General features: G+C 70.8%; 14 protein-coding genes. 7 read left to right on the top strand and 7 right to left on the bottom strand.

Translation table 11 applies throughout. From position 1 onward, the window contains the following. Window positions 1–67: 67 nt before the first annotated feature. Window positions 68–151, bottom strand: coding sequence for a putative leader peptide (locus tag AB0I04_RS35585; protein ID WP_360895033.1), 84 nt, complete (start codon window positions 149–151; stop codon window positions 68–70). 31 nt (window positions 152–182) lie between these two features. Beyond that, complete coding sequence (locus tag AB0I04_RS35580) at window positions 183–1103, bottom strand: LysR substrate-binding domain-containing protein (RefSeq protein WP_360894764.1); 921 nt, start codon at window positions 1101–1103, stop codon at window positions 183–185. An 80-nt stretch (window positions 1104–1183) separates the two neighbouring features. Between AB0I04_RS35580 and AB0I04_RS35575 the strand changes: the two genes are divergently transcribed. The 4 genes from AB0I04_RS35575 to AB0I04_RS35560 all read left to right on the top strand — a co-directional run bounded on the left by AB0I04_RS35575 (window position 1184) and on the right by AB0I04_RS35560 (window position 4827). Then, window positions 1184–1966: an NAD(P)-binding domain-containing protein gene (locus tag AB0I04_RS35575; protein WP_360894761.1), complete on the top strand. Its 783-nt coding sequence runs from the start codon at window positions 1184–1186 to the stop codon at window positions 1964–1966. Continuing rightward, on the top strand, window positions 1963–2358 hold the full coding sequence (locus AB0I04_RS35570; RefSeq protein ID WP_360894758.1) for a RidA family protein: 396 nt from the start codon (window positions 1963–1965) through the stop codon (window positions 2356–2358). Before AB0I04_RS35575 ends, AB0I04_RS35570 begins: the two co-directional genes overlap by 4 nt. A 261-nt stretch (window positions 2359–2619) precedes the next feature. Next, window positions 2620–3837: a S53 family peptidase gene (locus tag AB0I04_RS35565; RefSeq protein WP_360894755.1), complete on the top strand. Its 1218-nt coding sequence runs from the start codon at window positions 2620–2622 to the stop codon at window positions 3835–3837. Between the two features lie 162 nt (window positions 3838–3999). Continuing rightward, window positions 4000–4827, top strand: coding sequence for an SAM-dependent methyltransferase (locus tag AB0I04_RS35560; protein ID WP_360894753.1), 828 nt, complete (start codon window positions 4000–4002; stop codon window positions 4825–4827). Window positions 4828–4835: 8 nt separating this feature from the next. On the opposite strand, the gene AB0I04_RS35555 is transcribed toward AB0I04_RS35560, so the two are convergent. The 4 genes from AB0I04_RS35555 to AB0I04_RS35540 form a co-directional block, all read right to left on the bottom strand. Then, on the bottom strand, window positions 4836–5612 hold the full coding sequence (locus AB0I04_RS35555) for a DNA-formamidopyrimidine glycosylase family protein (protein WP_360894750.1): 777 nt from the start codon (window positions 5610–5612) through the stop codon (window positions 4836–4838). Window positions 5613–6375: 763 nt separating this feature from the next. Further along, entirely contained in the window at window positions 6376–7665 is a 1290-nt protein-coding gene (locus AB0I04_RS35550) for a hypothetical protein (RefSeq protein WP_360894747.1), read from the bottom strand. A 474-nt stretch (window positions 7666–8139) separates the two neighbouring features. Further along, window positions 8140–9420, bottom strand: coding sequence for a HAMP domain-containing sensor histidine kinase (locus AB0I04_RS35545; RefSeq protein ID WP_360894744.1), 1281 nt, complete (start codon window positions 9418–9420; stop codon window positions 8140–8142). Next, on the bottom strand, window positions 9417–10103 hold the full coding sequence (locus tag AB0I04_RS35540) for a response regulator transcription factor (protein WP_360894741.1): 687 nt from the start codon (window positions 10101–10103) through the stop codon (window positions 9417–9419). The genes AB0I04_RS35545 and AB0I04_RS35540 overlap by 4 nt, the downstream gene beginning before the upstream one ends. 124 nt (window positions 10104–10227) lie before the next feature. Between AB0I04_RS35540 and AB0I04_RS35535 the strand changes: the two genes are divergently transcribed. Further along, window positions 10228–10740, top strand: coding sequence for a hypothetical protein (locus AB0I04_RS35535; RefSeq protein WP_360894738.1), 513 nt, complete (start codon window positions 10228–10230; stop codon window positions 10738–10740). A 117-nt stretch (window positions 10741–10857) separates the two neighbouring features. Next, a complete protein-coding gene (locus AB0I04_RS35530) occupies window positions 10858–11091 on the top strand; it encodes a hypothetical protein (protein ID WP_360894735.1) in 234 nt (77 codons plus the stop codon). Window positions 11092–11169: 78 nt separating this feature from the next. On the opposite strand, the gene AB0I04_RS35525 is transcribed toward AB0I04_RS35530, so the two are convergent. Further along, window positions 11170–11967: a maleylpyruvate isomerase N-terminal domain-containing protein gene (locus AB0I04_RS35525; protein WP_360895030.1), complete on the bottom strand. Its 798-nt coding sequence runs from the start codon at window positions 11965–11967 to the stop codon at window positions 11170–11172. Window positions 11968–12132: 165 nt separating this feature from the next. Here AB0I04_RS35525 and AB0I04_RS35520 point away from each other — a divergent pair, with 165 nt between their 5' ends. Continuing rightward, a complete protein-coding gene (locus AB0I04_RS35520) occupies window positions 12133–12789 on the top strand; it encodes a helix-turn-helix domain-containing protein (protein ID WP_360895027.1) in 657 nt (218 codons plus the stop codon). The last annotated feature ends 41 nt before the right edge of the window (window positions 12790–12830 follow it).

Below are 12830 nucleotides of genomic sequence, written 5' to 3'. Positions count from 1 at the left end.
CGGTGAGCTGTCGATTCGGAGCGCGTGGGCGCTCAGGGCAGGCCGGCGCGGTCGCCGGCGAGAGGGCTCAGTGCGTCGGCGCACACAGCGCGCTGGCCTGCCGCCGGAGGTCGACGTGCAGGCGCATCACGAGAAGCTGACCAGGACTCACGCTGTCATGGTCGGCGAGAATACGGACAAAGTCAACCGGATATGTAGGAAATACTGGTTGGGTGGCGTACCCCTTCGACGGCGTCGTCCAGGAAGCCCAGGAACGCGGTCAGCGCGGGAGGTGCCGTCACGCCGGCGGCCGTCGCGGCGTACACCGAGCGCACCGGCGAGTCGTCGGGATGCAGCGGCACCAGCACGGTGTCCGGGCGCGCCGCCCCGGCCGCCAGCGACGGGATGAGCGTGACGCCCAGGCCCGCCGCGACGAGGCCCTGTTTGGCGATCCACTCGCCGACGACGTAGGTGATCCGAGGCCGGAACCCGGAGAGTGTCGCGGCGCTGATCAGGGTGTTCTCGGGGCGGGAGCTGCCGGCGATCCAGTCCTCGTCGGCCAGCTCGACGAGCCGCAGCTCCTCTCGCCCGGCCAGACGGTGGTCCGGGTGCAGGGCGACGAACATCGAATCGTCGAGCAGATGGCGCAGGCGCAGGCCCTCGAAATCCTCGCTTCCGCTCGCCGCGACGATGGCCAGGTCGAGCTCGCCGGTCTCCAGGCGCGCGACGTGGTCCCGGACGAACCCCTCGGCCAGCGACACCGAGACCTGAGGGTGCGCCGCGCGGAACGCCGCCATCGCCTGCGGCACCAGTGCGGCGTCGGCGGTCGCGAACGCCCCCACCCGGAGCCGCCCGGCGGCCAGATCCCGCAGGGCCCGCAGGTCGCCCCGTGCCGTCCCGAGACGATCGGTGATGGCCGACGCGTGCGGCAGCAGGGACCGGCCCTCTTCGGTGAGGCGGACCCCGCGAGGCAGGCGGTCGAACAGGGCCGCGCCGACCTCGCCCTCCAGCGTGGAGATCTGCCGCGAGACCGCCGACTGGGTGTACCCCAGGGCCTCCGCGGCACCCGTGAACGAGCCCCGGCGGGCGACCTCCTGGAAGACGACGAGCAGGGCGGTATCCATGTCGACATGCTAGCCGCGCATGGATGCCATGAGGAACATTCGCTGGTGGAATACCATGGCTTCTCCCTAGCCTCTTCTCCGTGATCGCCTTTCTCGGACTGGGGCGCATGGGAGCGCCCCTCGCCCGGCGACTGCTGTCCGCCGGGCACGACCTGACCGTCTGGAACCGCACGGCGGAGCGCGCCGCACCCCTCGGTGCGGCCGGAGCCGCGGTCGCGGCGACGCCCGAAGAGGCCGCCGGTGCCGCCGACGTCGTCATCACGATGCTGGCGGACGGCCCCGCGCTCGAGGCGGTGGCCGGGCGGATCGCCCCGGTGATGCGCCCCGACGCCTGTCTCATCGAGATGTCCACCGTCGGGCCCGCGGCCGTCCGCGGCCTCACCGCGCGGATGCCCGCGGTCGTCGACGCGCCGGTGATGGGCAGCGTCGACCGCGCCGCCGCGGGCACCCTCACCGTGCTGGCCGGCGGGGACGTCGACCGGGTCGCGGACCTCCTCGCGACCTTCGGCACCGTCGTGCGCTGCGGCGAACTCGGTGCGGGAGCGGCCCGCAAGATCCTGCTGATCAACGCCGTCATCGGCGCCGTCGCGCTGACCGCCGACCTGGCCGAGCTCGGTGCCGGGCTCGGTGTCCCCGACCCCCTCGGCCTGCTCGCCGAGGGACCCCTGGCCGGAGCCGTTGCCCGCATCCGCGCGGACGGCGCCGACTTCCCCCTGGGGCTGGCCGCCAAGGACGTCGGGCTCGCGCTGGACGTCGCTGCGCTCCCCGTGCTCGACGCCGTACGGCAGCGACTGCGGGGCGCTTCCGACCAGGAGGCCGATCTGGGAAAGGTGCTTGAAAGAACCCGAAAGGTGCTCGAATGATCGTCTTCGACAATCCCGCCGCCGTCCCCGCCCCGCCCGCCGGGCGGTACTCCCACGTGGCGCGGATCGAACTCGGCGACAAGACCATGCTCGTCCTGTCCGGCCAGGTCGCGGTCGATGCCGAGGGGAGGCTCGTCGGCCAGAACGACATGCGCGCCCAGGCGGAGTTCGTGATGGACGCCATCGAGAAGATCCTCGCGGCGCACGGCGCGACGCTCGCGCACGTCGTCCACATCCGGACGTTCCTCACCGACATGGACCGGATCGGGGAGTACGGCGAGGCGCGGCTGCCGCGCTTCACCGGCCCGCCCCCGACCAGCACGACCGTGGAGGTCTCCCGGCTGTTCGTGCCCGGCGCGCTCCTCGAGGTCGAGGTGACCGCGATCGTCTGATCCCCCTCGAGCTCCGAGGCGCGGCAGGCCCTGCCGGCGGCCGCGCCTCGGCAGTGCTCACCGGGTGGGCTTTACGATCGCTTTACTGTCTCGGCCTTGACAGGGGAGTTCGATATGGGCTGGCCAGGCACAGCTTCTGTCAGGGGTCTTTACACATTTGGCAGGTGTTGCTGAAAATGCGACGAAATTGGGGTCTTTTGGTGTTGTCGTTACCTATGTGAGGATCTTGTCGTCGTTCCCCCGCCGCTCTGAGGAGAGCACATGCGACGACGCACCGCCGGGACCCTGGTGGGCGGGCTGATCCTCGCCCTGGTCCCCTTCCTGTCCACCCCCGCCTCTGCCGCACCGGCCGCCGCCACGAGCGCGGCCGCCCCGACGGCAGCCGTGGCGCAGCACCCGTTCCACCACGCCTGCTCCACGCCGCGCGCCGGCCGCGCGAGCTGCAACGCCCTCGTCCGCAGCGACGTCGCCACCAGCGCCGCCGCCGTACGCCACAAGGCCGCCGCCCCGTCCGGCATCTCACCGGCGAACCTGCGGAGCGCCTACAAGCTGCCGACCACCGGCGGCTCCGGCCAGACCGTCGCCATCGTCGACGCCTACAACGCCCCCACCGCGGAGGCCGACCTCGGCGTCTACCGCAGCCAGTTCGGGCTGCCCGCCTGCACGACCGCCAACGGCTGCTTCAAGAAGGTCAACCAGACCGGCGGCACGTCCTACCCGGCGACGGACGGCGGCTGGGCACAGGAGATCTCCCTCGACCTCGACATGGTCTCCGCCGTGTGCCCCAGCTGCAAGATCGTGCTCGTCGAGGCCACCTCTCCCTCCTTCGCCAACCTCGGCACCGCGGAGAACACCGCCGCCAAGCTCGCGAACGTCATCAGCAACAGCTACGGCGGCTCCGACGCCTCGGACTCGACGTACGGCTCGTACTACAACCACCCCGGCAAGGCGATCACCGTCAGCTCGGGTGACAACGGCTACGGCGTCGAGTACCCGGCCTCCTCGCACTACGTCACCGCCGTCGGCGGCACCTCGCTGAAGACCGCGAGCAACAGCCGCGGCTGGACCGAGACCGCCTGGAACGGCGCGGGCAGCGGCTGCTCGTCCTACAACACCGCCCTGTCGGGCCAGTCCGGCGTGGGAACCGGCTGCTCTCGCCGCGCCGTCGCCGACGTCTCCGCCGTCGCCGACCCCGCCACCGGCGTCGCCGTCTACGACAGCACCGCCTACCAGGGCCAGAGCGGCTGGATGGTCTTCGGCGGCACCAGCGTCGCCGCACCGGTCATCGCCGGCGTGTTCGGCCTGGCCGGCAACGCCGCGAGCATCGACAACAACTACCCGTACACCCACTCCGGGTCGCTGTTCGACGTGACCTCCGGCAGCAACGGCAGCTGCTCCCCCTCGCAGCTGTGCAAGGCCCGCACCGGCTGGGACGGCCCGACCGGCCTGGGCACCCCGAACGGAACCGGCGCCTTCTGACGACCGGCTGAACGGCGGGCCCGGCCAACGCGACCGGGCCCGCCGTTTCGCGTGCCAGGCGAGGCTTTGTGGTAGATAGCGGCACCTGTACCCGTACCGGTCAGTACGATGATCTTCACGAGCCGACCAGAGCCGATCGGCGACCATGAGGGGGTGGCGGTCGTGACGAACCCGACGGACCCGGTGGCGAGCTGGACCAAACGGGAGCAAGAGCAGGCCCCACCGGGCATCGACGTCAAGACGCCCAGCCCGGCCCGCATCTACGACGTCTTCCTCGGCGGCAAGGACAACTACGCCGCCGACCGGGCCGCGGCCCAGGTCGCCATCGACGCCGGGCCCGACATCCCCCGCGCCGCCCGGGACAACCGCGCCTTCCTCGGCAGAGCCGTCCGCTTCGCCATCGAGAGCGGCATCCGGCAGTTCGTCGACCTCGGCACCGGCCTGCCCACCCAGGGCAACGTCCACGAGGTCGCCCAGTCGCTCGCCCCGGACGCCCACGTCGTCTACGTCGACAACGACCCGATCGTCCTCGTCCACGCCCGCGCGCTGCTGCCGCCGTCCAACACCACCGCCGTCATCCAGGCCGACCTCCGCGAACCGGCCGCCGTCCTCGACCACTCCAAGACCCGGTCGCTCATCGACTTCGACGAGCCGGTCGCCGTACTCATGCTGGCGGTCCTCCACTTCGCCACCGACGACGAGGCACGCGCCACGATCGCGGCATTCCGCGAGGCGATGGCCCCCGGCAGCCTCCTGATCGCCTCCCACAGCACGAGCGAGGGGCACGGGGAGGCGGGCGTGCGGGCCGGAGACGCCTGGAAGAACGCCACCGTCGCCATCCACGACCGGAACCGCAAGCAGGTCGAGGCCCTGTTCGACGGCTTCGACCTGCTCGAGCCCGGCGTCGTCTGGGTGCCCGAGTGGCGGCCCGACCCCGGCGCGGTCAGCGACACCCGCTGGATGTACGCCGGCGTCGCCCGCAGAGCCTGAACCCCTCGTCAGGGCGGCTGGCACTTACGGCACCAGACGGTCGTACGGCCCGCGACGCGGCGCCGGGACAACGTGGTGCCGCAGCGCGGGCACGCGCCCTCCCGCTCGTCGCGGGCCCCGGTCAACCAGGTCTCGCGCGGCGGAACCCGCCCCACCTTGACCGACTCCCGCAACGTCCATCGCATCGCCTTGTGCAGGGCCGCCAGGTCCGCCTCGTCCAGATCCGTCACCGCCCGCAACGGGCTGATCCGAGCGCGCCAGCAGATCTCGTCGGCGAGCAGGTTCCCGAGGCCGGCGAGGAGGGACTGATCGGTCAGCGCCGACTTGAGCCGCCCACGACGGCCGGCGAGCAGGCCACCGAAGTCCTTGCGGGACACCTCGAGGGCGTCCGGGCCCAGATCGCCCAGCACCCGCGCGGCCTGCTCCTCATCGTCCGCGAGGCGTACGCCCTGCAGCTTGCGCATGTCCCGGAAGCGCAGCTCACCGTCGGTGAGGTTCCACACCACGCGGTCGTACCGGTCCGGCGGCTCGTCCGGCGAATGCCACGACAGCGAACCGGTCATGCCGAAGTGCAGGATCAGCACCGGACCGCCGGCCGGGGCGACCAGCCACTTCCCCCGCCGCCACGGCTCCTCGAACCGGTGGCCGCGCAACGCGTCGTCCAGCGCCCGCGCGCTGGTCCCGCGGAGCACGCCCGCATCCCGTACGCGCACGGCCGTGATCGGCTCACCGGTGTGCTCGGCCAGCACCCGGCGGAACCCCTCGACATCGGGAAGCTCCGGCACACGACGGTCGTACCCACTGGTGCGAGGCATGGCCCAGCCGCCGAGGTGCGCACCGTCCCACGGGCAGCGTGCGCCCCGCACCCAGCAACGCGAATCGCACGACCGCCGGACCACGGGCCGGCCCACCACCGCAGGGCTGATCGGTGTCGGTCAGTCCCAGGTAGGTTTCCGCTGTACAGGGTTCCGTCCTGGCCGTGGCGGTGTGGGTCACCTGGTAGTAGACGGAGGCGAGCCCCGTGGAGTGGACCAGCAGGAGCAAGGTGCCTTTGAGCAGAGCCGGTAGAGCGTCTCTGATCAGCTTAGGGATCCGTGGTCATATTGAGCGTTGTGACCGGGGGATCCGCCCATCGTGGTGGGGTGGCGTGGGCGTTCAGGTGGAAGCCTGCGCCCAGCGCCGCTCCTCGCGGCCGGTGCCGTGTCCGGTCCCGGCGGGTGGTGGGGCTTGAGCTGATCGTGCGCACGGGTGTGCGGACGCCCTGGTACCGGTAGGCCGCGCGGGGCGGTCTGTGGTCCGTGTGAGCGTTTCCCTCCGGACGCTGACCCGCTGGCCCGCGAGGGCCGGGGGTGGAGGGTGCCCCGCGTCGCCTGGGCGCGGGGCGTGAGGTTCGGCGCGGGGTGGGGCCGGTCTTGGACCGGTCGCCCCCACTGGCCTGAAGAGTCGCGGTCGTAGTGACGACCGCTCTCGTTTCGAGTGTGTCGATGACGCGGGGGATGGCCATGTGGCCGGTGGCGCGGTCGACGACGGTGGTTTTGGTCTGGTGGGTCAGGCCGCGGGCGGCGATGCGCCGCCATGCGCCGTGGTCGCGGTCGCTTTGCCAGCCGCAGTCAGGGTCGGGGCAGATCGCCCATTTCCAGCCGGGTGTGGTGGGCCGGTCGGGTGCCTTGCAGTGCCGCAAAGGGACCAGACACTGCGGGCAGTGCCTGGAGGTGTTGCGGGCCGGGACGGTGACGACGGCGATGCATGTTCAGCCGTCAGGGTCGCGTGCTTGACGACCAGGTGATGGTCCTCTTGGCCGTCGATGAGGCGGGTGTAGGTGTCGATTTTGGAGTGGAGGTGTTCGCCGTGGCGGCGTAGCCGGTGCTGGCGGGCCATCACCCCGGCGGCCCGGAACATCGCCCCGACCCCGAGTGCTGTGATGGTGCCGTCGGGACGCAAGCGGCAGGCCCCGGCACTGAGCAGGATGTTCAGGCCCCAGTCCACCCCCAGCGAGGTCGTGTGGCCCTTGCGTTCAGTCTTGGGGACGGGGTGGGAGAACGCCAGGTCCGCGTGTATTTTCTGGCCTTGCGGGCGGAGCGTGGGCAGGTGCAGCACCGCGTCCGGCGGGACGGTGGGCGGCAGGTTGAGCGGGCAGGCCACCCAGGTCCAATCGGCGTAGGCGCGCGGATCCGGGCGGGTGGGCAACTGCAGCCGCAGCAGCACCCTGGCCGGCTCGTCTTCGGCGCGTTCCAGGATCGCCTGCTGCCGGTCCACCGCGGCCAGCACCAGCATCCGCGCCGCCCTCGGCGCCTCCTCCAGGTCGAACACATCAACCGGAAACCGCCCATGCCCGGCGACGAACGCGGTGACCTGCCGGGTGCGCGCTTTGATCACACCACCGGACAGAGACCGACCGTCCGGGATCGCCTCACGGACGGCGTTCCACTCGGCTGGCGTGCGCTTGGCCGGATCGGCGGGCCAGGTGTTGAGGACCTCGGCGACCATCTCGGCGCGATGCTGCGCACCGCGCAGGATCCGTCCCGCCTGTTCTTGAGCCATCCGCACGATCCGGTCGTTGACCCGCACCCCGTCGGGAACGGTCACCGCCCAGCCCAACCTGCGCAACGCCATCCATGCGTTTGACGGCAAGACGCGGCCCGCGCCATCCACCCCGGCGGCCAGGCCAGCCACATCCTCGGCGTTCCAACGTGCGGTGAGCAGCCCGGCGGCAATCGCCGCGACCAGGTCCGCGGCCCAGCCCACCCGCTCGGCCACCACCCGGGCCGTCAGGGCCTCACCGGTCTTCTCATCCACCCCGCCACGCAGCAGCACCCGGGCGGTCGCGGTCCGGGCCATCTGATCGGCGGCCAGCCGAAGTTTCCGGCTCATGCGATACGACCGGATGACACGCGACCAAGCATGTACGCACAGTAGCGATCCGTATCCGCAATCCGCTCGGTGATTCGAGAATCCGAGCGAGGGTATCCCGTCAGGGCGTCGACCGCCTACCGACGAAGCGCCATTGAGTGCACCCCGCTTTCGCCATCGGGGGAGGGCCCCTGAGCCACCGCCGGAGCGGGACTGCGGCATCACGTCACCCTTCCGAACACGCAAGATGAGCGGCCCCGAGGAAGCGGAGAGCCGGGGGCCGCACTCCGCTTCCTCGGGGCCGTAGGGCCTGGCGGGGGATCCACCACCTTCTTCTCGGAAGGGGGGCACCGGACAGGTCGCCGCCGGTGGGGAACCCGACGGTCGGCCGGGTGCCACCGGCCATGCGCCAGCCTGCCGACAGAGCCGATAAGACGGCGCTGTGGTGACGCTAAGACATGGCTAAGAGTCCGATGGCAGGACGCGGAAATCGATGATCACCTGCGCGCCGCCCGCCGGCGAGACGCCGAGACGCAGGGACCCGCCCCCGGCTTCGGCGGTACGACGGACGATGTCAAGGCCGAGGCCGCTCGACGCCGCGCTGCTCGCACCACGGTGCAGCAGATGCCGCCCGGGAAATCCGGGACCGTCGTCGCCGACCGTGAGGTACGCGACCGGACCGCGATGATCGAGCGCCACCCCGAAGGCGGTCCCCTCGGCCGTATGGGCGAAGACGTTCGTCAGCAGCGCATCCAGGCACGCGGACAGCTCCACGCCACCGACCGTCACGACGACCGGATGGTCGGGAACCCGCAGACTCACCGCACGATCCTGCTCATCGGCGAGGGCCGACCAGAACGCCACCCTCTCCGACACGACGGCGGTGGCGTCGCACAACGCCCGATCCTGCCGGGCCGACGGCCGCCGAGTGTCGTTGATGAGCCGCGTCACGGTGCGCTCCAGCACATCGACCTGCTTGCCGATCCGGTCGGCCTCCGCCGGATCCCGCAGCGACTCGGCCTCCAGCCGCAACACCGTCAGCGGCGTGCGCAGCCGGTGGGACAGATCGGCCGCCGACTCCCGCTCACGGGCGAGCAGTTCCGCTATCCGCGTCGCCAGATGATTCAGGCCGACGCCGACATCGCGGATCTCCGGCGGACCACCAGGCTGCACCCGCGCCTCCAGGTCTCCGCGCGACAGCCGCTGCGACAGCGCCGCGAGCGCGGCGATCCGCCGCACCAGGGAACGTGCGAGACGATCCGCCAGGAGCACGCTCACCGTCAGCAGCCCGGCGCCCAGCAACGCCAGGATCGTCCAGGCCCGCCCCACTCCCGTCCGCAGCTGAGCCTTGGACACGAACGTCCGGATGACGGCCGTTCCGCCCGGCCCGCCCAGCACGGCGACCAGGATCTCCCGCCCTCCTGCGGCGTCGACCGTCACACTGCGGCCGCGCGCCGCCAGCCGGACCGCCGGGTCCCGCGGAACGGACGGATCCGTGCCCCTGCCGTCCGGCCAGAAGACCGCCAGCGGATAGCCGCTGGACGCCACCTGCTGAAGCGTGATCTCCACCGTCCTCCGGTCACCGGTCGCGACCATCGGAGCGAGGGACTGCGCGCGCACCGTGGCCGAACCCACGGCACGGGTCGCCGCCACGTCCCGGACCAGCAACGCCAACGGCGCCAGGAACGCCACCAGCACCAGAGACGTCGTGGCGGCGACGAGAAGGGTGATGTAGCGCCTCATCGCGATGGGTCAACGATCTTTATGCCGGAGCCGCGCACCGAGCGCAGGTAGCGAGGGCTCGTGGCGGTCTCGCCGAGCTTCCGGCGCAACCAGGCCACGTGAACGTCGATCGTCTTGTCCGCACCGCCGAACGGCACCTGCCACACCTCGGTCAGCAACTCGCGCTTCGACACCACCTGCCCGGCGCGAGCGGCCAGGTAATGCAGCAGATCGAACTCCTTGGGCGACAGCTCCAGGACACGTCCGTCCAGCGTCGCCTCACGGGCGCGCGGATTCATCCGCAGGCCTCCGACCCGCACGGACGCGTCCGCCGGCGTCCCTTCCTCGCCACGCCGCAGCACCGCCCGGATCCGCGCGTCCAGCTGACCCGCGCCGAACGGCTTGACGACATAGTCGTCGGCACCCGCGTCCAGGACACGTACCATCTCCCGCTCGTCATCGCGGGCCGTCGCGACGATGACGGGAACGGAGCTGACCGCCCGTAGCATGCGCAGGACCTCGCAGCCGTCGAGATCGGGCAGCCCGAGGTCGAGCACCACCAGATCCGGGCGGTCCCCGATCGCCTGCCGGAGTCCGTCGACGGCGTTCGGCGCCGAGGTCACGGCGTGACCGTGCTCCGACAGCGCCCGTACCAGCGCGCTGCGTACCGAGGCGTCGTCTTCGATGAGCAACAGTTGGGCCACGGCGCAACGCTAGACCGTTCACCTGCGAAAAGCCCAGTTCATGGCTGTTTGGAACGTTCGTCTTGTGTGCGGCTTAGTGCGACCTTAGTCGTTCCTTAGCCGTCGGCGTGGCACCCTTGGTCCGGTGTTCTACCGCGCCGCGTTCGTACTCCTGGCCTGGACGGCGACCGCGAGCGGAGCGGTCATCGCCGGCCTCGGCGCCATCTCCGTCCTCGGCGAGGGAATCACCGACCGGACCGTCGATCCGATGACCTCCGCGCAGGTGCGGGAGGCGCTCGCCCGGCCCGAGCCCACGACACCGAACCCGTCCCCGAGCCCCGGCCGCGCCACCCGCAGGCCGCAGGGTTCTCTGCGGACCACCGCCCCTCCCGCCGGGACCGTCCGCAGCCTGAGCTCGAGCGGCGGTGACGTCCTCGCCAGATGCGTACGCGACTCCGCCTACCTGCTGTCCTGGTCACCCACCCAGGGCTACGGCGCCGGTGACGTCCGGCGCGGCCCGGCCGACACGGTCTTCGTCGAGTTCGAGTCGGGCAGGCGCAAGATGACCATGGTCGTCACCTGCCGCGACGGACGCCCGGTCGCCGTCGTCCGGTCCGAACGCCATCCGCACCGCGACGACGGAAACCGGGACCACTGACGCGACCACCGTCCGCGGGAAGCGGTCCGGAGGACGCCGCCGCGTAGACCCTCGGACCCGTCGAGTAGACCATCGTCGCTACCTGGCGCGATCACCGGCACGCGACCATGAACGACCATGAAGGATCCCAAGTCCTACGACTTCCTGTCGTTCGTGGTGCTCTGGCTCGGCATCCATCAGGGCATCTATCCGTTCGCCGCCCGGATCTTCGACTGGAAGCCGAGGCTCGCCCTGCCGCTGCGGCTGCCCGGCCCGTACTGGTGGATCATCTCCGCCATCGTCATCGCCGCCGCGATCGTCCTGCTCGACCAGATCGACAAGGCCAAGAAACGCCGTCATCCGGCCTCATGACGGTGACTGGGAATGGGAACGCCGTCCGAGCCGGTGGGCCTGGACGCCTTCCGATGTCCTGAGACATCACATCGGGGGCTACGGGGGGCTTATGACGGTGAACATGCGGGCGAGCTTCCATGGCCGACGACCCCAAGCGGCGAGCTTCCCTTCAAGAAGGGGTTTCCATTGTCCCTGTCGGCCGATGAACATCAGCATGAGAGCCGCGGGGTCGGCAGAGACGTGGGCGTCGACGTCACGTGCGCCCGCCGCGTCGAGCGTCAACGAACCGCCGTCGAAGACCAGCAACGTGCGTCCACCTCCACGCAGGCGCACTTCGAACCGAGCTCGGTAGGAGCCGGCCTTCTCCAGGTTCAAGAAAGCGGCGGGCGGCAGCGCCGCGATGAGCGGAAGCGCGCCTCCCTCGATCGCGAGCAGAGCGTGCTGACGCTGTATCGGCCACGGGCGCCCAGCGACTCTGGCGATGTCATGGCCGTGGACCAGGCATTCCTCGAGCAGGTGACAGGCCACCGCCGAAGGCGGCAGGCGGACACCTTGCAGCCAGTCGACGGTCGCTGCTCGCGAACGCGACGCGACGCCGTCGAACTCGTCCGCGAGCGCGCCGATGCGATCCGCGAGCACGGCCGGGTCCCGTTCGTCGTCCTCGGTCAGCATCTTCGCGTTGACCTCGGCCATTCCCGCCGTCGTCACGATGGCTTGCGGGACCGGCCTTCCGGCGACGGCATCGGTGTCGGTGCGAAATACATGCGATAGGTGAGCCGCGACATCGCCCACCGTCCACGTACCGACCGCAGTGGAGCCGGCATCAGGGACGCTCCGCACAAGTGCGACGAGGCTGGGGACAACGTCCCGCAACGCCGCACGAGCCTGGGCCATGGTGTCGGGCGCACCACTGTGCGTCACAGCCGGGACCATGTCAGCACCTTCCTGGGCATCAGAGTCTGGGACCTCGCCTTCCCGTGCCGGCCATGGCTGCTCTCCTTTCGCCGACTATGCTAGATATAGACAAGTAGGCTGGAAATTATCAAGTGCGTGAGTGGAATGAGTCGAAGCTACGGCCAGTACTGCGGTCTCGCCCGGGCGCTCGACGTCGTGGGCGACCGGTGGAATCTGCTCATCGTCCGCCAGCTCCTCATCGCTCCCGCCCGCTACCGCGAGCTGCTCGACGGGCTCCCCGGCGTGGCCACCAACCTGCTCGCCGACCGCCTCCGCGACCTCGAGACCGCCGGAGTGGTCGAGCGGCGACTGGCCGACGAGGGCAACGCCATCGTGTACGCCCTCACCCTGTGGGGCGCCGAGCTGCGGGAGCCGGTCGACGGCCTCATCCGCTGGTCCACGCCACTGATGGCACGCGGACCGGGCGGCGACCGCTTCCGCGCCGATTGGCTCGTTCTGGCTCTCTCGGCCCTACTCGCCGACAAGGCGGCCGCACGCCGGTCATCGACGGTGGGGATCGCGGTCGACGGCCGCCTGCTTCAGGTGAGGGTGACGCGCTCGGGCGTAGATGTGAGCCCGCATGATGGTCGCGATCTCGACGCCGTCGTGCGCGCTGACGCCTCGATCGTTCTCGGCCTGGCAGCCGGTGCGCTCACCCTCGACGACACCCTTGAGCTCGTCGACATCGAAGGCGACGAAGCCGCCGTACGAGCCCTCTTCAACCCCCAACGCGCCAATGTCGGAGACTCCGTGCGCCGATGACCAGGAATGTGAAAACCCTCCGAACCGGTGGGGTCGGAGGG

The organism is Actinoallomurus sp. NPDC050550 (assembly GCF_040655075.1).
Classification (GTDB): domain Bacteria; phylum Actinomycetota; class Actinomycetes; order Streptosporangiales; family Streptosporangiaceae; genus Actinoallomurus.
The sequence above is the reverse complement of the archived record's forward strand: the minus strand, read 5'-3'. Positions and strand labels throughout refer to the sequence as shown.